Source organism: Brenneria salicis ATCC 15712 = DSM 30166 (genome assembly GCF_003315515.1).
In the GTDB taxonomy this organism is placed as follows: Bacteria; Pseudomonadota; Gammaproteobacteria; order Enterobacterales; family Enterobacteriaceae; genus Brenneria; species Brenneria salicis.
In genome coordinates this window covers 26621-46550 of the sequence record NZ_QNRY01000020.1, presented here as the reverse complement: position 1 = coordinate 46550, position 19930 = coordinate 26621, and the positions used below count along the sequence as shown (strand labels likewise).

General features: G+C 52.2%; 19 protein-coding genes, 1 pseudogene and 1 other annotated feature. Of the genes and pseudogenes, 10 read left to right on the top strand and 10 right to left on the bottom strand.

The features are described 5' to 3' along the window. Nucleotides 1-44 precede the first annotated feature (44 nt). Both rpsA and ihfB read left to right on the top strand, forming a co-directional pair. The gene (gene rpsA, locus DES54_RS10210; protein ID WP_113867073.1) at nt 45-1721 is read left to right on the top strand and encodes a 30S ribosomal protein S1; all 1677 of its coding nucleotides are present in this window, start codon (nt 45-47) and stop codon (nt 1719-1721) included. Nucleotides 1722-1776: 55 nt separating this feature from the next. Further along, the gene (ihfB, locus tag DES54_RS10205) at nt 1777-2094 is read left to right on the top strand and encodes an integration host factor subunit beta (RefSeq protein ID WP_264090976.1); all 318 of its coding nucleotides are present in this window, start codon (nt 1777-1779) and stop codon (nt 2092-2094) included. 66 nt (nt 2095-2160) lie between these two features. On the opposite strand, the gene hisIE is transcribed toward ihfB, so the two are convergent. From hisIE to hisL, 9 genes are all read right to left on the bottom strand, one after another. Beyond that, a complete protein-coding gene (gene hisIE, locus DES54_RS10200) occupies nt 2161-2796 on the bottom strand; it encodes a bifunctional phosphoribosyl-AMP cyclohydrolase/phosphoribosyl-ATP diphosphatase HisIE (RefSeq protein WP_113867043.1) in 636 nt (211 codons plus the stop codon). After that, on the bottom strand, nt 2790-3566 hold the full coding sequence (gene hisF / locus DES54_RS10195; protein ID WP_113867041.1) for an imidazole glycerol phosphate synthase subunit HisF: 777 nt from the start codon (nt 3564-3566) through the stop codon (nt 2790-2792). The genes hisIE and hisF overlap by 7 nt, the downstream gene beginning before the upstream one ends. After that, a complete protein-coding gene (gene hisA / locus DES54_RS10190) occupies nt 3548-4285 on the bottom strand; it encodes a 1-(5-phosphoribosyl)-5-[(5-phosphoribosylamino)methylideneamino]imidazole-4-carboxamide isomerase (RefSeq protein ID WP_113867039.1) in 738 nt (245 codons plus the stop codon). The genes hisF and hisA overlap by 19 nt, the downstream gene beginning before the upstream one ends. Nucleotides 4286-4291: 6 nt before the next feature. Beyond that, entirely contained in the window at nt 4292-4882 is a 591-nt protein-coding gene (gene hisH / locus DES54_RS10185) for an imidazole glycerol phosphate synthase subunit HisH (protein ID WP_113867037.1), read from the bottom strand. After that, a complete protein-coding gene (gene hisB, locus DES54_RS10180; protein WP_113867035.1) occupies nt 4882-5949 on the bottom strand; it encodes a bifunctional histidinol-phosphatase/imidazoleglycerol-phosphate dehydratase HisB in 1068 nt (355 codons plus the stop codon). The genes hisH and hisB overlap by 1 nt, the downstream gene beginning before the upstream one ends. Before the next feature lie 15 nt (nt 5950-5964). Further along, nucleotides 5965-7035, bottom strand: a complete 1071-nt coding sequence (gene hisC, locus DES54_RS10175) for a histidinol-phosphate transaminase (protein WP_113867033.1) — start codon at nt 7033-7035, stop codon at nt 5965-5967. Next, a complete protein-coding gene (gene hisD / locus DES54_RS10170; protein ID WP_427846322.1) occupies nt 7032-8369 on the bottom strand; it encodes a histidinol dehydrogenase in 1338 nt (445 codons plus the stop codon). The genes hisC and hisD overlap by 4 nt, the downstream gene beginning before the upstream one ends. 5 nt (nt 8370-8374) lie before the next feature. Next, nucleotides 8375-9274 carry an ATP phosphoribosyltransferase gene (gene hisG, locus DES54_RS10165; protein ID WP_113867029.1) on the bottom strand — a complete coding sequence of 300 codons (900 nt, stop codon included), beginning with the start codon at nt 9272-9274 and terminating at the stop codon, nt 8375-8377. 55 nt (nt 9275-9329) lie between these two features. Beyond that, nucleotides 9330-9450: a sequence feature (His leader region), on the bottom strand. Further along, nucleotides 9426-9473 (bottom strand): his operon leader peptide, encoded by a 48-nt coding sequence (gene hisL, locus DES54_RS10160; protein WP_106389040.1) that lies wholly within the window; start codon nt 9471-9473, stop codon nt 9426-9428. Its footprint overlaps the feature before it by 25 nt. Before the next feature lie 177 nt (nt 9474-9650). Between hisL and DES54_RS10155 the strand changes: the two genes are divergently transcribed. Both DES54_RS10155 and DES54_RS10150 read left to right on the top strand, forming a co-directional pair. Continuing rightward, nucleotides 9651-10478, top strand: coding sequence for an SDR family oxidoreductase (locus tag DES54_RS10155; protein WP_113867071.1), 828 nt, complete (start codon nt 9651-9653; stop codon nt 10476-10478). A 145-nt stretch (nt 10479-10623) separates the two neighbouring features. After that, nucleotides 10624-11379: a flagellar brake protein gene (locus tag DES54_RS10150; protein WP_113867027.1), complete on the top strand. Its 756-nt coding sequence runs from the start codon at nt 10624-10626 to the stop codon at nt 11377-11379. 88 nt (nt 11380-11467) lie between these two features. Here the strand turns inward: DES54_RS10150 and sbcB are convergent, their stop codons facing one another. Continuing rightward, a complete protein-coding gene (gene sbcB, locus DES54_RS10145) occupies nt 11468-12895 on the bottom strand; it encodes an exodeoxyribonuclease I (protein WP_113867025.1) in 1428 nt (475 codons plus the stop codon). 241 nt (nt 12896-13136) lie between these two features. On the opposite strand from sbcB, the gene DES54_RS10140 reads away from it, so the two are divergent. The 6 genes and pseudogenes from DES54_RS10140 to DES54_RS10115 all read left to right on the top strand — a co-directional run bounded on the left by DES54_RS10140 (nt 13137) and on the right by DES54_RS10115 (nt 19909). Then, nucleotides 13137-14078 carry a siderophore ABC transporter substrate-binding protein gene (locus DES54_RS10140; RefSeq protein ID WP_427846349.1) on the top strand — a complete coding sequence of 314 codons (942 nt, stop codon included), beginning with the start codon at nt 13137-13139 and terminating at the stop codon, nt 14076-14078. A 20-nt stretch (nt 14079-14098) separates the two neighbouring features. Next, nucleotides 14099-15060, top strand: a pseudogene (locus DES54_RS10135) (ABC transporter permease). Continuing rightward, nucleotides 15050-16057, top strand: coding sequence for an iron chelate uptake ABC transporter family permease subunit (locus DES54_RS10130; RefSeq protein WP_113867023.1), 1008 nt, complete (start codon nt 15050-15052; stop codon nt 16055-16057). Before DES54_RS10135 ends, DES54_RS10130 begins: the two are co-directional and overlap by 11 nt. Then, the gene (locus tag DES54_RS10125) at nt 16054-16812 is read left to right on the top strand and encodes an iron ABC transporter ATP-binding protein (RefSeq protein ID WP_113867021.1); all 759 of its coding nucleotides are present in this window, start codon (nt 16054-16056) and stop codon (nt 16810-16812) included. The genes DES54_RS10130 and DES54_RS10125 overlap by 4 nt, the downstream gene beginning before the upstream one ends. 126 nt (nt 16813-16938) lie before the next feature. After that, nucleotides 16939-17256, top strand: a complete 318-nt coding sequence (tmaR, locus tag DES54_RS10120; protein WP_113867019.1) for a PTS system regulator TmaR — start codon at nt 16939-16941, stop codon at nt 17254-17256. Nucleotides 17257-17629: 373 nt separating this feature from the next. Next, nucleotides 17630-19909 carry a ComEC family protein gene (locus DES54_RS10115; protein ID WP_113867017.1) on the top strand — a complete coding sequence of 760 codons (2280 nt, stop codon included), beginning with the start codon at nt 17630-17632 and terminating at the stop codon, nt 19907-19909. The last annotated feature ends 21 nt before the right edge of the window (nt 19910-19930 follow it).

Below are 19930 nucleotides of genomic sequence, written 5' to 3'. Positions count from 1 at the left end.
GATGCCAGATGGACGTTAAATTGAAGACTCCTAAGATTATCAACATGACTGAATCTTTTGCTCAACTCTTTGAAGAATCCCTGAAAGAAATCGAAACCCGGCCTGGTTCCATCGTTCGCGGTGTTGTGGTTGCTATTGATAAAGATGTCGTACTGGTTGACGCCGGTCTGAAATCTGAATCCGCCATTCCGGTGGAGCAATTTAAAAACGCGCAGGGCGAACTGGAAATTCAGGTTGGCGATGAAGTAGACGTCGCGCTGGACGCTGTTGAAGACGGCTTTGGTGAAACGCTGCTGTCTCGTGAGAAAGCTAAACGTCATGAAGCATGGCTGATGCTGGAAAAAGCTTACGAAGAAGCAGCGACGGTTACCGGTGTGATCAACGGTAAAGTCAAAGGCGGTTTCACGGTTGAGCTCAACGGTATTCGTGCATTCCTGCCAGGCTCTCTGGTAGACGTTCGTCCGGTTCGTGACACGCTGCATCTGGAAGGCAAAGAGCTTGAGTTCAAAGTGATCAAGCTGGATCAGAAACGCAACAACGTTGTGGTTTCCCGCCGTGCGGTTATTGAATCTGAAAACAGCGCTGAACGCGATCAACTGCTGGAAAACCTGCAAGAAGGCATGGAAGTTAAAGGTATCGTCAAGAACCTCACTGACTACGGTGCATTCGTTGATCTGGGTGGCGTTGACGGCTTGCTGCATATCACTGATATGGCATGGAAACGTGTTAAACATCCGAGCGAAATCGTCAATGTGGGCGATGAAATCACGGTTAAAGTGCTGAAATTCGACCGCGAGCGTACTCGTGTGTCCCTGGGCCTGAAACAACTGGGCGAAGATCCATGGGTCGCTATCGCTAAGCGTTACCCGGAAAGCACGCGTCTGACTGGCCGCGTGACCAACCTGACTGATTACGGCTGCTTCGTTGAAATCGAAGAAGGCGTTGAAGGTCTGGTGCACGTATCCGAAATGGATTGGACCAACAAAAACATTCATCCGTCCAAAGTGGTTAATGTCGGCGATGTAGTGGAAGTTATGGTTCTGGATATTGACGAAGAGCGTCGTCGTATCTCCCTGGGTCTGAAACAATGCAAAGCCAACCCGTGGCAGCAATTCGCTGAAACCCACAACAAAGGCGACCGCGTTGAAGGCAAGATCAAGTCCATTACTGATTTCGGCATCTTCATCGGTCTGGATGGCGGCATCGACGGTCTGGTTCACCTGTCCGACATCTCCTGGAACGTGGCTGGCGAAGAAGCCGTTCGCGAATACAAGAAAGGCGATGAAATCGCCGCTGTCGTGTTGCAGGTTGATGCAGAACGCGAACGTATTTCCCTGGGCGTGAAACAACTGGCTGAAGACCCGTTCAATAACTACCTGTCTGTCAACAAGAAAGGCGCTATTGTTACTGGTAAAGTTACTGCAGTTGACGCCAAAGGTGCTACAGTTGAATTAGCGGACGGCGTTGAAGGCTATCTGCGTGCTTCTGAAGCTTCACGTGACCGCGTTGAAGACGCAACGCTGGTGCTGAACGTTGGCGATAGCGTTGAAGCGAAATACACCGGTGTGGATCGTAAGAACCGTGTTGTCAGCCTGTCTGTTCGTGCTAAAGACGAAGCCGACGAGAAAGATGCCATTGAGACGGTGAACAATACCAAGCAAGAAGAAGGCAATTTCTCTAACGCGATGGCAGAAGCGTTCAAAGCAGCAAAAGGCGAGTAATAACGGTGGAATGAGCAACATTGGTTGCTCATTCTTGGAACGGTAGTAAGTTATCATGGTTATTTATAACCATGTACTTGGAGGAACTATGACCAAGTCTGAACTTATTGAAAGACTTGCTGGACAGCAATCTCATATCCCAGCCAAAGTGGTTGAGGATGCAGTGAAAGAGATGCTCGAACAGATGGCCACTACATTGGCTGAAGGTGATCGGATTGAGATCCGTGGGTTCGGCAGTTTTTCACTTCACTACCGTGCTCCGCGTGTTGGTCGTAATCCCAAAACGGGTGAAAAAGTTGAGTTGGAAGGTAAATACGTCCCTCACTTCAAGCCTGGCAAGGAACTGCGCGACCGCGCTAATATATACGGTTAATACCGCATGCTGTATTACGCAAAAAGGCACCTTCGGGGGTGCCTTTGTTGTTTTTGTGCGGCAGGATTACTTGTTGTTATGGCGTGCTTTCAGACAATTGATGATGGTTGCCAGATCCAGGTTCTGATCCTGCAACAACACCAACAGATGGTACATCAGATCGGCGGCTTCATTGGTTAACTCGTCGCGATCATGCACGGCTGCGGCCAGCGCGGTTTCAAGACCTTCCTCGCCCACTTTCTGCGCAATGCGTTTAGTGCCGCTGGCATATAAACGGGCGGTGTAAGAACTGGTTGGGTCCGCATGCTTACGCTCGGCAAGTAACTGCTCTAACTGATAGAGGAATGTCCAGTCGCTGGCGGCAGGTGAAAAACAGCTGCTGCTGCCCAGATGACAGGTCGGCCCGATAGGATTCGCCAGAATCAGCAAGGTATCGTTATCGCAATCGGGCGTGATAGAAACCACGTTCAGAAAATTGCCGGAAGATTCGCCTTTGGTCCATAGCCGTTGTTTGGTGCGTGAAAAGAATGTCACTTTGCCGCTTTCTTCAGTCGCTTTCAGCGCGTCCTGATTCATGTAGCCCAGCATCAAGACTTCACCGGAAACCGCATGCTGTACGACGACAGGCAACATGCCATCCGTTTTTCGCCAATCGAGTTGGCTTCTTTCTTTCTCAGTTAACTTAGGTTCTGCACTTAACACACCCGTATCTCCACGCCTTGTTGCTTAAGAAATTGTTTCAGTTCAGCAATATTAATGATCTGCTTGTGAAACACGGAGGCGGCCAGCACGCCGTCAACGTGCGCGGTCTGGAACGCGTCCAGAAAATGTTCCATCGTACCCGCGCCGCCGGAAGCGATGAGCGGAACGTGACAAATATCGCGGACTAAATTCAGTTGGCACAAATCGTAGCCATTGCGCACGCCATCCTGATTCATCATATTCAGGACAATCTCGCCCGCGCCGCGTTTTTGTACTTCTTCAACCCAGTCCAGCGTTTCCCAGGTCGTGACTTTGGTGCGTGTTTCGTCGCCGGTGTATTGATTGACGTGATAACGGCCCGTTGCGGTGTCATGCCAGGTATCAATCCCGACCACGATACATTGTACGCCGTAACGATCGGCCAATCGGGTAATTAACTCAGGATCGGCCAGTGCGGGCGAATTGATGGAGATTTTATCTGCGCCGAAAGAGAGAATTTGTCCCGCTTCTTCAACGCTTTTAATGCCGCCTGCGACACAGAAAGGAATATCGATCACTTCCGCCACGCGGGAAACCCAGCTTTTATCGACCACACGACCATCAGAGGAGGCGGTGATATCGTAAAACACCAGTTCATCCGCGCCTTCCTGAGCATAACGCTGCGCCAGTGGCACGATATCGCCGATGATTTCATGGTTGCGAAATTGTACGCCTTTGACAACCTGTCCGTCACGCACGTCCAGACAAGGAATTATTCGTTTTGCCAGCATGAAATAGCCTCCGCTACGTTAAATTTACCTTCCAACAGCGCCCGCCCGATAATCACCCCTTGTACGCCGCTATCGCGCAGATTAGCGATATCCGTCAGGTTGCCGATGCCGCCGGAAGCCTGGAAAGCCACTTGCGGGAAGCGCTGGCTGATTTCACGATAGAGATCAACATTCGAACCGCTCAGGGTGCCGTCGCGGGAAATATCGGTACACAGCACATGCTTCAATCCGAAAGGCAGATACTGTTCAACGATTTGCTCAAGCGTCGTATTTGAATTTTCCTGCCATCCGCTGATTGCCACCTGTTTAACGCCGTTGGCATCAATACGCACATCTAAGGCGAGAACCAATGCTTCAGCGCCATAGCGAGTGAACCACTGCTGTACGCGAGCCGGTTCTTTAACGGCGGTGGAGCCAATCACCACCCGGCTGGCGCCGGCTTCCAGCAGTGCTTCAACGTCTTGTTCAGTGCGAATACCGCCGCCGACTTGTACCGGGACACTGACGCCCGACAACAGTTTTTTAAGCAGCGGGGTCTGGCGCGCGGCGGGATCTTTGGCGCCGGTTAAATCGACCAGATGTAAAACCTGCGCCCCTTGCTGCTGATAATCCTGCAAGCGCGGCAACGGATCGCTGCCATACTGACGCTGCTGACCATAATCGCCTTGATGTAAACGGACAACCTGTCCGTCAATCAGATCCAATGCGGGAATAATCATGACGATCTACATCTCCAGAAAGTTTTTCAGCAACTGCGCGCCAGCGGCGCCGGAACGCTCAGGGTGGAACTGGACGCCAAAGAAATTATCCTTTTCCACCGCGGCGGTGAATGCTTCGCCGTAGTTGGTCTGCGCGATGGTATTGGCGCACACCGGCATAGCGTAGCCGTGCACGAAATAGAAATAGGCATCGTCATCAATATCGCGGAATAAGCGGTGGCCCGCCTGCGGCGTTACCTGATTCCAGCCCGTATGGGGCAGCGGCAGTCCACGGTCAAGCATGCGCTTTACCGGCGCGTCAACAATGCCCAGCGTCTCAATCCCGCCGCTTTCGTCGCTGGACGAACCGAGCAATTGCATTCCGAGACAAATGCCGAGCACCGGTTGAGTACAGGCTTTGATAAGATCGATCAGATTGCGTTCCCGCAACTGATCCATCGCCGCCTGCGCAGTGCCGACGCCAGGGAGAAACAGTTTATCGGCCTGTAGCACGATCTCGGCTTCGAGGCTGACTACCGGATCGTAACCAAGCCGTTGTACGGCATAGGTTACAGAAGAGAGGTTGGCGCAACCGGTATCCAGAATGACGACCTTCATTACAGCACCCCTTTAGAACTCGGCAACATATCGCCTTCAACCCGAATGGCCTGACGCAACGCACGGCCAAACACTTTGAACAGACTTTCCACCCGGTGGTGGTCGTTACGGCCTTTGGTTTTCAAGTGCAGGGTACAGGCCATAGCGTAAGACAGTGAGCGGAAGAAGTGTTCCACCATTTCCGTGCTCAAATCACCCACGCGCTGGTAGCTGAACTCGGCTTTATATTCCAGATGCGGACGCCCGGAGATATCCAGCGCACAGCGGGCCAGGCATTCATCCATCGGCAGCACGAAACCAAAACGGCCAATCCCGCGTTTGTCGCCCAGCGCCTTGTTCAGCGCTTCACCCAGCGCCAAGCCGGTATCTTCCACCGTGTGGTGATCGTCAATATACAGATCGCCTTTGACTTCGATTTGCATACGGAAACCGCCGTGGGTGGCGATTTGATCCAACATGTGATCGAAGAAGCCGACGCCGGTATTGATTTTGCTGTTGCCTTCCTGATCCAGCCAGACATTAACGTCAATAGCCGTTTCACGCGTCACGCGATTGACATGCGCGTGACGATTACGTTTGGTCAGTTGGCGGGCGATTTCCGCCCAGTTAAGCGTTTCACGTTGATAACGTAATCCGGTGATGCTCATGTTTTGCGCCAGTTGCAGATCGGTTTCGCGATCCCCGATGACATAGCTGTTCGCCCGATCCAGTACGCCATCTTGCAGATAGGCCGTCACCAACGCGGTTTTGGGTTTACGGCAGGCGCAATTGTCCGCCGGCAGGTGAGGGCAAATCAGGATCTCGCCAAAGCGAATCCCTTGAGACGTCAGGATCTGCATCATGAGATTGTGCGGCGGATCGAATGTTTCCTGCGGGAAACTGGCGGTGCCCAGCCCGTCCTGATTGGTGATCATCACCAGCTTATAGCCTGCTTTCTGCAACGCCAGCAGCGATGGAATGACATCCGGTTCCAACGCCAGTTTATCCAGTCGGTCAACCTGAAAATCCTCAGGCGGTTCAGCGATCAAGGTTCCATCACGGTCGATAAAGAGGTATTTCTGGCCCACATTGGCTCCTTAAGATTATACGTTGATGCCCGGTAATGATTGTAACGCGCTGATCACACGCTCACATTCATAACGGTTGCCGATAGTGATACGCAAGCAACCGGCAAGTCCGGGTTGCTTATTTTGATCCCGCAGGATAATGCCTTGATCCCAAAGCGTTTTGAAAACAAAGGACGAGGCGGTAAAACGAACCAGCAGATAATTGCTTTCGCTGGGATAGACATTTTCCACACACGCAATGTCTGTCAGCGCCTGGCTAAGCCATACCCGGTTCTCCGTGATTTCCGCCACCCGCGCCTTCATTTTGGCGATCCCCTCCTGGCTTAATGCTTGTGCGGCGATATCGGCGACCGGCGTGGAGAGCGGGTAAGGGGCGATAACCTTCAGCAGTAACTGGATGACCTCGGCGTTAGCCAGCGTAAAACCGCAGCGCAGGCCCGCGAGAGAAAAGGCCTTCGATAAGGTTCGCAAAATAACCAGATGCGGATAGTCCTCCAGCCAGCCAGCGGTGGTGGCCTGCGGACTGAACTCAATGTAAGCCTCATCGATAACCACCAGCGCCTTGCCTTGCGCCAGCGAGAGAAGCTGACGCAGGTCTTCCTGCGGAACCAGATTGCCGGTCGGGTTGTTCGGGCTGCACACATAGATGACTTTTACGCCGTCCAGTTGTGCGGCAATGGCGTCCAGATCCAACTGCCAGTCAGGCTTGCTGTCGACGTTACGGCGCTCAACGCCAAAGGTTTCCGCACTGACGGCGTACATGCCATAAGTCGGGGGGCAGAACATAATGGCGTCTTTGCCGGGTTCGCAGAACGCGCGGATCAACAGTTCGATCCCTTCATCGGCGCCGCGGCTGACCAAAACCTGCTCTGATTGTACGCCTGCATAATCCGCATAACGCTTTATCACGCTCGCGGGCTGACATTCAGGGTAGCGGTTCAGCGTCTGTAAGGTCAGTTGAAATTCCGGGGCCTGCGGGTACTCGTTGGCATTCAGCCAGACATCGCCATTACCGCCCAGACGACGTGCCGATTGATAAGGCGTCAGGGCGCGGACATTGGCCCGGGCCAGTTCTTCAATGCTCATGCTTGCTCCTTCAGGGCGGCGACACGCAGAGTAACGGCGTTTTTGTGGGCGGTAAGTTGTTCAGCTTGCGCCAGTGTTTCAATGGTCGGCGCCAGTTGCAGCAGGCCCTGCGGCGTAAGTTGTTGCACAGTCATGCGCTTCTGGAAATCCGCCAGTCCCAGGCTGGAATAGGTCGAGGTGTAACCGTAGGTAGGCAATACATGGTTGGTGCCTGAGGCATAGTCGCCCGCGGATTCCGGCGACCAGTCGCCAAGAAACACCGAACCGGCGCTGGTAATGCGCTCAACCAGCGATTCCGCATCACGCGTCTGGATGATCAGGTGTTCCGGGCCATATTGGTTGCTGATCTCAATACATTGCGCCAGATCACGAGTCACAATCACCCGGCTGCCGGTCAACGCCTGACGAGCGATGTCGGCGCGGGAAAGAGAGGTAAGCTGTTGTTCCACCGCATCGGTCACGGCTTTGGCCATGGCCGCATCCGGTGTCAGCAAAATAACCTGTGAGTCCGGGCCATGTTCCGCCTGAGAGAGCAAATCCGACGCCACAAACGCCGGCGTCGCGCCGCTATCGGCGATCACCAGTACTTCAGACGGGCCAGCCGGCATATCAATCGCCGCGCCATCGAGTTGTTGGCTTACCTGACGTTTGGCCTCCGTGACATACGCGTTCCCCGGACCAAATATTTTGTCCACTTTAGGTACGCTTTCGGTGCCGAAAGCCATGGCTGCGATCGCTTGCGCGCCGCCAAGCTGGAACACTTCCTGAATTCCACATAATTGCGCGGCATATAGGATCTCATCGGCGATCGGCGGCGGCGAACACAGAACGACGCGTCGGCAACCGGCGATACGTGCCGGTGTCCCCAGCATGAGTACCGTTGACGGCAGAGGGGCGGAGCCCCCCGGAATATATAAACCCACGGTCGCTATCGGACGAGTCAGTTGCTGGCAACGCACGCCGGGCTGCGTTTCAATATCGACAACCGACAGTTTCTGCGCATTATGAAAGGTTTCGATATTGCGCACGGCCACCGACATCGCCTGTTTCACCTCTTCGTTCAGGCGTGCTGCCGCGGCGTCGATTTCCGCCGCGGTGACGCGAATAGCGTCAATCTGAACCTTATCGAATTGCGCGCTATAGTCGCGTAGTGCGCGGTCGCCCTGGCTTTTCACCCTGGCGAGTATGTCGTTAACGGTAGCGGTGATGCGGTCTGAAGCGGAGATAGCCGGACGCGTCAGTAGCTGACGTTGCTCTTCAATCGAGCAGCGCTGCCAGTCAATGATCGTATTGAAGTTGCCGGTGGTGCTGACATTGGTCGTGTTGTTAGGCATCGACATCACTCCATCATTTTTTCAATTGGCAATACCAGAATGGAACTGGCGCCTAGCGATTTGAGTTTTTCCATGGTTTCCCAGAACAGGGTTTCGCTGCTGACCATATGCATGGCGACGCGGCTTTGATCGCCAGCCAGCGGCAGCAGGGTTGGGCGTTCAGCGCCCGGCAATAATGCAATAACTTCTTCCAGACGCTCGCTGGGCGCGTGCAACATAATATATTTTGATTCACGCGCCTGAATAACGCCCTGCATCCGCGTCAGCAATTTATCAATCAACTCCTGTTTATCGGCGGGCATTTCGCCATCACGCTGGATCAGGCAGGCTTTGGAACGATAGATAACCTCGACTTCACGTAGGCCATTGGCTTCCAGTGTGGCGCCAGTGGAAACCAGATCGCAGATGGCATCTGCTAATCCGGCGCGTGGGGCCACTTCAACCGAACCATTCAACAGGCAGGATTTGAAATTGACGGATTGACGATCGAGATATTGTTTGAGCAGGTGAGGGTAGGACGTGGCGATGCGTTTGTTTTGCAGACATTGCGTTCCGGTGTACTCTTCATCCAGCGCCATCGCCAGAGACAAACGGCAACCGCCGAAATCCAGACGACGCAGGGTAAAGTAGCGCGGATCTTCGCCCTGAGCACGGCGGTTGAGCAGTTCCTCTTCCAGAACGTTTTCGCCGATAATCCCCAAATCGACCACACCATCCATAACCAGACCGGGGATATCATCATCGCGGACGCGCAGAATATCAATCGGCATATTTTCAGCAAAAGCGATAAGACGTTGTTGATGTAAATTGATTTTAATACCACAACGAGCCAACAGTTCGCGTGAATCATCACTCAAACGACCTGACTTTTGCATTGCTATCCGTAAACGTGTTTTATCCAGCATGGAAACCTCATTAACCTGTCAAATTAAGTACTATTTTCAAATACATGGGCCAACAATAAAAAAACCCTCGGAAGTGATCTTCCGAGGGCTCTCTTTTCGTTCTGCGCCACTGGAAGATCTTAATGTCTTCCAGCACCAACCGCCTGAAAGACTAGTCAGGATGATGGTGATGATGGTGGTTAAACAGAACGCGTGTCATAAAATGTCTCTTGGTTATACTGAAGTAATACTACCTGCCGAATAACCTAAACCATGTACCGGCCTGCACGCAACTGTTTTTTAATCATTGCGGGTTTTTATTGAATGCGCGATGAAGCGTGGGATTATGGTTGTTAGTGCGCAGGATGGCGAGATGAAGGTCGAGGTGGAGCGGACAATGAAAAAAGTGGCGATTATCGGATTGGGGTGGTTGGGAATGCCGCTGGCGTTGGCGCTCAATGGACAGGGCTATCAGGTTGTCGGTAGTAAAACGACGATTGATGGCGTGGAGGCGGCCCGGATGAGCGGTATCGAATGTTATCTGCTCAAACTTACCCCCGAACTGCAATGCAATACCGATGAGCTCAACGCCCTATTGCAGGTGGACGTGCTCATTATCACGCTACCCGTCAGCCGCACGGCACAAAGCGGAGAAGGTTATGCGCAGGCTGTGCAGCAACTGGTCAATACCGCGCGCGTTTTTCATGTACCGCGTATTATTTTCACCAGTTCAACGTCCGTTTATGGCGGTAGCGTGGGAATGGTAAAAGAAAATTCGCCGTTAAACCCGATCACCCGCGCGGGGAAAGTGCTGGTATCGCTTGAGCAATGGTTGCAGCATCTGCCGGATACCGCCGTTGATATTCTGCGTTTGGCGGGATTGGTTGGCGGTGAGCGTCATCCGGGGCGTTTTCTGGCAGGGAAAACGGCATTACGCGATGGCGCTCATGGTGTGAATCTGGTGCATCAGGAAGATGTGATGTCGGCAATTCAACTGCTGCTGAAACGGCCACACGGCGGACACCTCTATAACCTCTGTGCGCCGGAACATCCCGCCAGACAGGATTATTATCCCGATCAGGCGCGCAAACTTAATCTGGCGCCGCCGCAGTTTGTAACGGAAAGCGACGATACGCCGGGACGTTTGGTGGACGGACAGCGCATTTGTCGTGAACTTGGGTTTGAATATCAATATCCCGATCCGATGACGATGCCGCTGAATTAGTCAGGCAGTGCCGGATATTCGAGCGTTTAAATGCTTTTCTGCTTAATTCTTCTAAAGTTGCAAGGGAGATGTGTCGATAGCGTTTAAACCGGTTTGTATCATATGTTTCATTAAATATGCGGCAATAAAACCATTGATGGTGGGGATGAGAACGGTGGATGAAAACCTAAAAGAGCAGTTTGTTAAACGCAATAAACTGGCTATCTGTGCAACGCTGCGTGAGTTGAAGAAGAATGACACGACCGTAATGGTTCATCATGAACATGGTCAATTCATCAGTAAAATTCTTGATGTCATGGCCGATAGTGATATTTTCGTTTTTGACCTGGGCGGGGTAGAGCATGAGAACAGTCGGGCGTTGTATGCCGGTTTATTGTCGTTTGTCGCCGAACCCGCCGGCGCCAAGGTCGAGTTTCAGACGGAAATTGGCCGCACTATCGATTTTCAGGGATTACCGGCATTTACGGCATCCATTCCTGAGCAACTTTATCTGATCCAACGCAGAACCTATTTTCGCATCAACACACCATTGTGGCCGCCGTTGATGTGTCGCGGGGAATTGCCGGATGAAACTAATTTTCAATTCACGATCAAAGATTTGTCTTTAGGGGGGCTGAGTTTATATACCGATCGGGATACATCGATGTTGTTGAATCCGGGCGATATTATCGAGCAGGTTGAAATGGATCTCGACGAATATGGCTTTTTCTGTGTTGATTTACAGTTTATCAGCCAGTCGGCGGTGAAGGTTGTCGATAATAAAGGCGAAATCAAACTGACCCAGCGTCTGAGCTTTAAATTTCCTGCCTTATCCGCCGCACAAGAGCGTGATTTGCAACAGGTCATTTTTGAGCTCGAAAGATTGCAGAATGAGAAAAAAAGAAAGTTTCAGGAAATGTGATTTTTTAGCCGCAACCTTTACGGCATAGACTTTCAACAGCGAAATAATTAAGCGGAGCATCATTCTCCGCTTTTTTTATGGCGGCGAGTCAACTGGTCAGTGTCTGCGCATAGGTAAAGAGGGCCTTGATCAGGGCTGTTTTGGGTTTATCACCTTCATAACGTTGATAAAGCGCCTCTAGTTGCACAATGTATTCCTGTAAGCGTTCAGCGGTAAATACAGATTTCCGATGCTGTAACCAGCGCTGTTGTTCACCATCATCCAGTGTTTGGGGAAAATTGCGCGCCCGATAGCGGAACAATAGTGGTTCCAGACGATCATCGACAAATTTGAGATCTAACGCCGGGAGATTTTGCGGCGCCGTTTCCAGAATAATTTTCATGGACATACGATCCGCATCGCCGAAAAACCCATCGTACAACCTGAGGTCAACGTCACTAAGCGCAGGGAACGGTGAGGATTGAGTAAACAGTTCGACGGCTTTTTCTCTGACCTGCGAGTTCTGGCGCAGCAACGCCAGGTTATCCAGACTGCGCTGGCGATCAATCCCCAGCCGCGCCGCATCTTCTGGACGCAAGGCGCTGGCGGGTGCCAGAACCGGGCATTTATTGATATGAACCAGTTTGAGCGGCGCCTGGCTTTGGTCTGGAGTTAACTGATCGCGAGGCGTATACAATCGTTCGCGCAATGCATCGGCATCCAGGGTTAGCAGCGGCGTCATATCGCCAGCCAGATCGCACACAATCACCGCGTTGCGGTTGTCCGGGTGCCAGGCGAGCGGCGCGACCCAACTGGTGTTGCCTCGTGCCGCGCCGAACATACCGGAAACATGCACCAGCGGCTTCATTTGCGGCACATCGATAAGCTGGCTGACTTTATTCTTATTGCGTAACTGGAATAGATAATCAAACAGTTTGGGTTGCGCTTGTTTCAACAATTTCGCCATGGCGATAGTAGCGTAGACATCGGACATCGCATCATGGGCATGTTCGTGCGCGACGCCATTGGTGGTGGTCAGATGCTCCAGTTTGAAGCTGGGCAACCCTGCGTCATTTTCAGGCCAGACAATGCCCTCTGGACGCAGCGCATAGCAGGCGCGCAACGCATCCAGTAAATCCCAGCGGGAATTGCCGTTTTGCCAACTGTAGGCATAGGGATCATAGAAGTTGCGGTAAAAAATATTGCGGCTGACTTCATCATCAAACCGGATATTGTTGTATCCCATGATACAGGTGCCAGGTACGCTGAAAGCATCGTGAATATGGCGTGCAAACTCGGCTTCATTGATGCCTTTGGAGATGGCCAACTGGGGGGTTATCCCGGTGATCATCACCGCTTCGGGGTCAGGCAGATAGTCATCGGTCGGTTTGCAATAAATAACCAGGGGTTCATCGATGATATTGAAATCCATATCAGTACGGATACCGGCAAACTGTGCGGGACGATCGCGCGCGGGATGTTTACCGAACGTCTCATAGTCGTGAATGAAAAATGTGGGTTGCGTTTTATCGGCCATATTTGCGTTTGATTAAATGATCGCTCTCAGGCGGAAACGGATAACAGGCACTAAGAATAACACTGAATAACGCGCGCAAGCGCACTTTCCTGATGTCGCTCACTTTTGCTCATCCCTTAATTGCTAGTCATCCATACTCGCATTCGGTTACACTTTTTCCTCTTAATGCGAATGATAATGAAATTCTTTATTGCTTGAGGCCGTCTCAGGCAAAACGCAGCGACAGCAGATGAGTGAGCGGGTGAACGTAGCGATTGCGATGAAAACAACACTATTAGCGTCCATATTGGCGCTGACTGGGTGCGATCAAACTTCCGCCCCCGGTGAAGCAACGCAAACGATCAGCATTGAGCACGCTCAGGGGATGACGCAGGTGCCGCAACAGCCTGAGAAAGTTATTGTTTTCGATCCGGCTGTTCTGGATACATTGGATGCGCTGAATGTGAATGTTGCTGGCGTACCGAAGAACGGTACGCGTTTACCCCCGTTTCTTGCCAAATATAGTGGTAATGAGTACTTCGACGCCGGTACGTTATTCGAACCGAATTACGAGGCAATCAGCAGCGCCAAGCCTGATCTGATTATCGCTGGCGGACGTACCCGCGATGCTTACGATAAATTGAGCGCTATTGCGCCGACCATTTCCATGGATGTTGATGAAAGTCAGTTTATGACCAGCTTTTCCCAGCGTATCGAACAATTGGGAACCATTTTTGGCAAAGAAGATGAAGCCAAAAAACAACTGGCGGACTTCAAGCAGAATATCGCCCAGACCCGTGAAAAAGCCGCTAACGCAGGCAGTGCGCTGGTGCTGATGGTGACAGGCGGAAAAATGTCCGCCTATGGCCCGAAATCCCGTTTCGGCTTTGTTTTCGATGAGTTGGGATTTAAACCCGCAACCGAGTTTCCTGAGGCCGGACGTCACGGCAATGTGGTGACGTCGGAGTTCCTGCTGAGCGTCAATCCTGAGTGGTTATTCGTACTGGATCGCGACAGCGCGATTGGTCGTACCGGCAGCGAGTCGGCATTACAGGTACTGGATAATCCGCTGATCTATAAAACGGCCGCCTGGCGGAACAACCGTGTTATCTACCTTGATTCCTCTTCGCTTTATATTGCCGGCGGTTTGCAAAGTTATCAGGCGCTGGTACGTGATGTGAACGACGCATTGGATAAAAAATAACCGTAGGTTGCGGCAGGATAATGAAACCTCTCTACTTTTCGCTTGGCATCTGTTTGCTGGTCGCTATGATCGTCATCAGCCTGTTCATCGGCGCGGGGCGTGTGAACCTCCTGGCGCTCTGGTCCGATCCGGCAATGCGCGATATTTTCTTTATCAGCCGTGTGCCGCGTACTCTGGCCTTGCTTCTGGCCGGTAGCGCCATGAGCGTGGCCGGTCTGATTATGCAGTTACTGACCCAGAACCGTTTTGTTGAGCCCTCTCTGGCGGGCACAACGCAGTCCGCCGGTCTGGGATTGCTGGTTGTCATGCTGCTGGCGCCGGGTGCGTCTATTTTGCTTAAAATGACCGTCGCCAGTTTGTTTGCCCTGGGCGGCACCTTGCTGTTCATGATGTTGCTGCGACGGGTGGTGTGCTTAAATCGGCACTGGTTGTGCCGTTGGTGGGCATTATGCTGGGGGCGGTGATTAACGCGATCACGACCTTCGGCGCCATGCATTTTGATCTGTTGCAGGCATTGGGCAGTTGGGAGGCCGGGGATTTCTCCGGTGTACTGCAAGGACGTTATGAATTGCTCTGGTTGGTCGGACTGCTGACGCTGCTCGCCTGCTGGGTTGCCGATCGTTTTACCGTGGCGGGCATGGGACGCGAATTTTCTGTTAACGTCGGGCTCAACTACCGGCAGGTGATGGTGATGGGGTTATCCATTATCGCGGTTATCAGTGGCGTGGTGGTGGTAGTGGTCGGCAATCTGCCTTTCCTCGGCCTTATCGTGCCTAATCTAATCAGCATGTCGCTCGGCGATAACGTGCGTAAAACCATTCCCTGGGTGTGTCTGCTGGGCGGTGGTTTGGTGTTGTTCTGCGACATCATCAGCCGGGTAATTCGCTATCCATTTGAAATTCCTGTGAGCGTGATCCTTGGCATTATCGGCGCCACTGTTTTCCTTCTTTTATTGTTAAGCCAAAAACGCCATGTCGGTTAATGAACGTAACACCTCGATGCCGGCTGTAGTCGGCGCAGGGCGAGCCGGTCAGCCTCCCCGCCAGCGGCTGATATGGCTGGCGGGAATATCACTGGTGTTGATCGTGATATTTATGACCATCAACCTCGGCAGCAACCTGCGATACATTATGGTGCATCGCGGGTTGATATTATCCACCATGTTGCTGGTCGCCTTTGCCGCCAGTGCCTCGACAGTATTGTTTCAAACCGTCACCAACAACCGCGTATTGACTCCCTCGATCATGGGATTTGAGATGTTGTTTATCCTCATTCAAATGGTGTTGGTTTTTATATTCGGCAGCGGCGGCATACCTGGGCTGGGGATCGCGGGCAAGTTTGTTTTCGAAACTGTGTTGTTGGTTCTGTTTGCCGCGATCCTGTATCGCTGGTTATTTACCGGCAGCCGTGACAATCTTCATCTGGTGCTGTTGGTTGGGATCATCTGCGGCACGTTGTTCCGCAGTATGTCGAATCTGATGCAACGCTTACTGACTCCCAGCGAGTTCGCCGTTGTGCAAGGCCGGATGTTCGCCACCTTTACCCGTGCGGCGCCTGAATTGATTGCGCTGTCCGCGATTATCACCGTGCTGGTCGCTCTGGTTATTTGGCGTATGCGTTTTCGTTTTGATGTCTTGGCCCTGGGGCGTAATACGGCCATCAATCTGGGGATGGACTATAAACGCAGCGTAACGATCATCCTGCTGCTGGTGTCCGTCCTGGTGGCGATATCAACCGCGCTGGTAGGGCCGCTCACCTTCCTCGGTTTTATGGTCGCAAATCTGGCGTATCTGGTGCTGGGTTCCGGCCAGCATCGCCTTTTGCTGACGGGGGCTTTTCTGTTGGCGGTGATCGCGCTGGTGGGGGGACAACTGGTTCTGGAACATCTGCTCAATATGGCGGGCGCGTTGTCCGTCGTCATTGAGTTTATCGGGGGATCTTTGTTTATCTTATTGTTACTTAAAAAGGTTTCCGTGTGATTGAAATCGACAATGTCACCAAAACTTACAACAAGGCGGCGATATTGAAAAACGTCACCGCGACCATCCCGCGAGGTGGCGTCACGTCGATTATTGGCCCGAATGGTGCCGGGAAATCGACGTTGTTATCTATCGTCAGCCGTCTGTTAGACGCCGATCAGGGGCGAGTCAGCGTCAACGGCATGGATGTGTCGACCACGCCGAGCGATAAACTGGCGGCCTGTCTGTCCGTGTTGCGACAGGAAAACCAGTTCGCCAGTCGGTTAACGGTTGAGGAACTGGTCGGGTTTGGGCGCTATCCTTATACCAAAGGGCGTCTGAATACGGATGACCATAAACGCATCGCCGCGGCATTAGCGTTTCTTAACCTGTCCGAATTGAAAGATCGTTTTTTGGATGAACTTTCCGGCGGCCAGCGTCAGCGCGCTTATGTAGCAATGGTGTTGTGTCAGGATACCGAATATGTCCTGTTGGACGAACCGCTGAACAATCTGGATATGAAGCATGCGGTGGCAATGATGAAACAAATTCGTCGCGCCGCGGATGAACTGAGTAAAACCGTCGTTCTGGTTATTCACGACATCAATTTCGCTTCCGCTTACTCTGATTACATCATCGCCATGCGACAAGGACAGATTATCTACAGCGGCAAACCGGAAGAGATTATGATGTCCGAGATCCTGGCGGATATTTTTGATACTGAAGTGGTGATTGAGCAGGTTCATAATCAGCGCATTGCTGTGTATTATCAGTAATTAATCGGTTGCGGAACAAACTGCCGGTCATCGACGGCAATCCACCTGTAACTTGAAAGATTATGGGGTTAACCTGTATGGTGGACGCATAAAGAATCTATGTATGACTTAAGTAAGGGTAAAGAAATGGATAAGGATACTAAGCCGTGTTTCCAGGATGTTCTGGAATTTGTGCGTATGTTCCGTCGCAAAAATAAACTGCAACGTGAAATTGCTGATAACGAAAAGAAAATCCGTGACAACCAGAAGCGCGTTTTACTGCTAGATAACCTGAGTGAGTATCTGAAACCGGGTATGACCATTAAGGACGTACAAAACATTATCGCCAATATGCGTGGTGATTATGAAGATCGTGTTGATGATTACATCATCAAAAATGCGGATTTGTCGAAAGAACGGCGTGAATTGTCCCGGAAACTGAAAGCCATGGGCGAAGTAAAATAATCCTTCCTCTTTGTTCTGTCTGCCGACAGGACTGCATTAGCTAAAGGGATCGCGTAAGCGGTCCCTTTTTGCTGGTATCACAAAATCCACCATTGTCATCCCTCCTGATCGCCGTGTAAAAACGCACCGCGTTTTGCACGCTGTTTGCAACTGACTGTAACGACCAACAATGGCTGCGTAATGGATTCCAATAATCCCCTGATGAGCTAGGCGCTGAGTGAAGGTTGTAACACACTGTTTTTGCGGCGCCAGATTTTTGAAATTGGATGCTTTGAAATCAGAAGCTTTGAAATTGAATGTCCTGAAATCAAAAGCTTTGAAAAATATCTGCATCGCAGAACCGTCGGAACCCAAACCGGGATGTGGGGGGTAAATGAAGCGCGTATCGGTGAGTATCCTGAGTATGGCCGCTATTCTCGGCGTTTTACCGTTGCTGATCCTGCCGGCATTACCGGCAAGCGAGCTATTATGGGCGGGGTTAAGCCTGTCTTGCATCGTCTGGTTAAACAACAAGTCGTGCTGGTTCGCCGTCATTGCCGTTGCGCTTTTCAGTTTCTGTTGGGCTGGCTTAACGGCCCAGACGTTGCTAAAGCAAGTGGATCAACTGGCGCAAGGAACCGTTGATGCCGTGGTCGCCATTAGCAGCGTCAGTTTTGCCGGGTTTGATGAAAATCAGGTGCTTGTCAGGTTGGAGAAGGTGAATCAACGCTGGGTGTTTCCTCCGCTTTATGCACAGATCACGCTGGCGAACGTTATGCGTAACTGGTGCGGCGGTCAACGGTGGGCGGTCACTGCGCAGTTGCGTCCTGTTCATAGCCGACTGAATGAAGGCGGATTCGATCGCCAACGCTGGGAGATAGCGAAACGCCAGCCGTTGGCGGGGAAAATTCTCTCAGCGCGGATCATGGAGGCCGAATGCGACATGCGCCAGCGTGTGATCTTGCAGGCGGAGCGGCAAACGGCGACGTTGCCGTGGCGTGCTATTTTGCTGGCGTTGGCCTTCGGTGAAATGAAAACCGTCGATCCCAAAATCAAGGCCCGGTTACAGCAAACCGGAACCATGCATCTGATGTCGATTTCCGGCCTGCATATTGCGTTGGCCGCCGGATTCGGCTGGCTGTTGGCGCGGGCGATACAATTTGGTTTGCCTGTCCATTGGATCGGTTATCGGTTGCCATTGCTGACCAGCGTGTTGATTGCCTGGGGCTATGTCTGGTTGGCGGGCGGCAATCCGCCTGCGGTCAGGGCGGCATTGGCGCTTTCCGTCTGGCTGGCGTTGAAAATCAGCGGAGTGCTCTGTTCGCCGTGGCAAGTCTGGTTATGGTGTGTGGCAATGATTTTGCTATGCGATCCAATCAGCGTGTTGTCCGATAGTTTCTGGCTCTCCTGTCTGGCTGTGGCCGCGCTTATTTTCTGGTTCCAATGGGCGCCGCTGCCTGTGCGCTGTCAGACTCGAGCGCGCTGGTTCTGGTTACGCTGGATACATCTGCAAACCGGTATTACCCTGTTGCTGATGCCGTTGCAGCTGGCGCTGTTTCACGGATTCAGCCTGATGTCTCTGCCCGCCAATCTATGGGCGGTGCCGGTGGTTTCATTTATTACCACGCCGCTTGTTTTACTGGCCCTACCGCTGATGTCGCTCCCTGCCTTGAGTGACTGGTTGTGGCGGCTGGGAGACTGGTCATTGAACGCGGTGTTCGTACCGCTTTCTTATTTGCAGAGCGGCTGGGTATATCTTGATGGCTCCTTGCTGATTGGCAGCCTGACGGGTTGGATGATGGTGGCTGTCTGGCGTTTTGCATGGTGGAAAAGCTATCCCGGCACGTTGGGTGCGTTGATCGTGCTGCTTATGGTGTCCCGCATGAAAAATGATTCAGCCAACTGGCGCGTCGATATGTTGGATGTGGGGCATGGGCTGGCAATTGTCATCGAGCGTAATGGAAAAGCGGTGCTGTACGATACCGGAAGCCGGTGGCCAGGGGGCGATATGGCAACGAGAGAAATATTGCCTTATTTGCGCTGGCGTGGACTGAGTCTGGAAAAAATCATTCTGAGTCATGGCCATATGGATCACGCTGGGGGACTGGAGAAAGTGCGTCAGGCCTATCCCTCCGCCACGGTTTACCGTTCCTATAATCAGCCGGGGCGTTCGTCCTGTTCGCAAGGGGACGTATGGAACTGGCAGGGATTAACCTTCACCGTGTTATGGCCGACAACGCGTGTGGCCGGAGCAGAGAATAATGATTCATGCGTGATACGCATTGATGATGGCAAATATCGGGTTTTGCTGACCGGCGATATTGAGTCTGAAGCGGAAAAGCAATTGATTAAATGGCAAAGAGGCGCGTTAGCGGCGGATTTGTTACAAATTCCTCATCATGGCAGCAAGACCTCTTCCTCGCCGCCCTTTATCCGGGCGGTTAATGCACGATACGTCGCGGCTTCCGCTGCACGCTACAACCCGTGGCGACTGCCGTCGATAAAAATTGTCGAGCGCTATCGGCAACAGGGTTATGAATGGCTGGATACCGCCACATCGGGACAACTTAGTGCGCGTTTTTACAACGATTCATGGCGGATATTGCGCTTCAGGCAACAAATATCGCCCCGTTGGTATCATCAGTGGTTTGGCGTAAAGCGTTATAATGAGTAAAATAGGCGGCTATTTCTTTCT

What these genes read in the sequence shown, in the direction of transcription:
- rpsA (WP_113867073.1), top strand. Translation starts at nt 45, where the DNA reads ATGACTGAATCTTTTGCTCAACTCTTTGAAGAATCCCTGAAAGAAATC.
- ihfB (WP_264090976.1), top strand. Translation starts at nt 1,777, where the DNA reads ATGGTTATTTATAACCATGTACTTGGAGGAACTATGACCAAGTCTGAA.
- hisF (WP_113867041.1), bottom strand. Translation starts at nt 3,566, where the DNA reads ATGCTGGCAAAACGAATAATTCCTTGTCTGGACGTGCGTGACGGACAG.
- hisA (WP_113867039.1), bottom strand. Translation starts at nt 4,285, where the DNA reads ATGATTATTCCCGCATTGGATCTGATTGACGGACAGGTTGTCCGTTTA.
- hisH (WP_113867037.1), bottom strand. Translation starts at nt 4,882, where the DNA reads ATGAAGGTCGTCATTCTGGATACCGGTTGCGCCAACCTCTCTTCTGTA.
- hisC (WP_113867033.1), bottom strand. Translation starts at nt 7,035, where the DNA reads ATGAGCATTGAAGAACTGGCCCGGGCCAATGTCCGCGCCCTGACGCCT.
- hisD (WP_427846322.1), bottom strand. Translation starts at nt 8,369, where the DNA reads ATGCCTAACAACACGACCAATGTCAGCACCACCGGCAACTTCAATACG.
- hisG (WP_113867029.1), bottom strand. Translation starts at nt 9,274, where the DNA reads ATGCTGGATAAAACACGTTTACGGATAGCAATGCAAAAGTCAGGTCGT.
- DES54_RS10155 (WP_113867071.1), top strand. Translation starts at nt 9,651, where the DNA reads ATGAAAAAAGTGGCGATTATCGGATTGGGGTGGTTGGGAATGCCGCTG.
- DES54_RS10150 (WP_113867027.1), top strand. Translation starts at nt 10,624, where the DNA reads ATGAGAACGGTGGATGAAAACCTAAAAGAGCAGTTTGTTAAACGCAAT.
- sbcB (WP_113867025.1), bottom strand. Translation starts at nt 12,895, where the DNA reads ATGGCCGATAAAACGCAACCCACATTTTTCATTCACGACTATGAGACG.
- DES54_RS10130 (WP_113867023.1), top strand. Translation starts at nt 15,050, where the DNA reads ATGTCGGTTAATGAACGTAACACCTCGATGCCGGCTGTAGTCGGCGCA.
- tmaR (WP_113867019.1), top strand. Translation starts at nt 16,939, where the DNA reads ATGGATAAGGATACTAAGCCGTGTTTCCAGGATGTTCTGGAATTTGTG.
- DES54_RS10115 (WP_113867017.1), top strand. Translation starts at nt 17,630, where the DNA reads ATGAAGCGCGTATCGGTGAGTATCCTGAGTATGGCCGCTATTCTCGGC.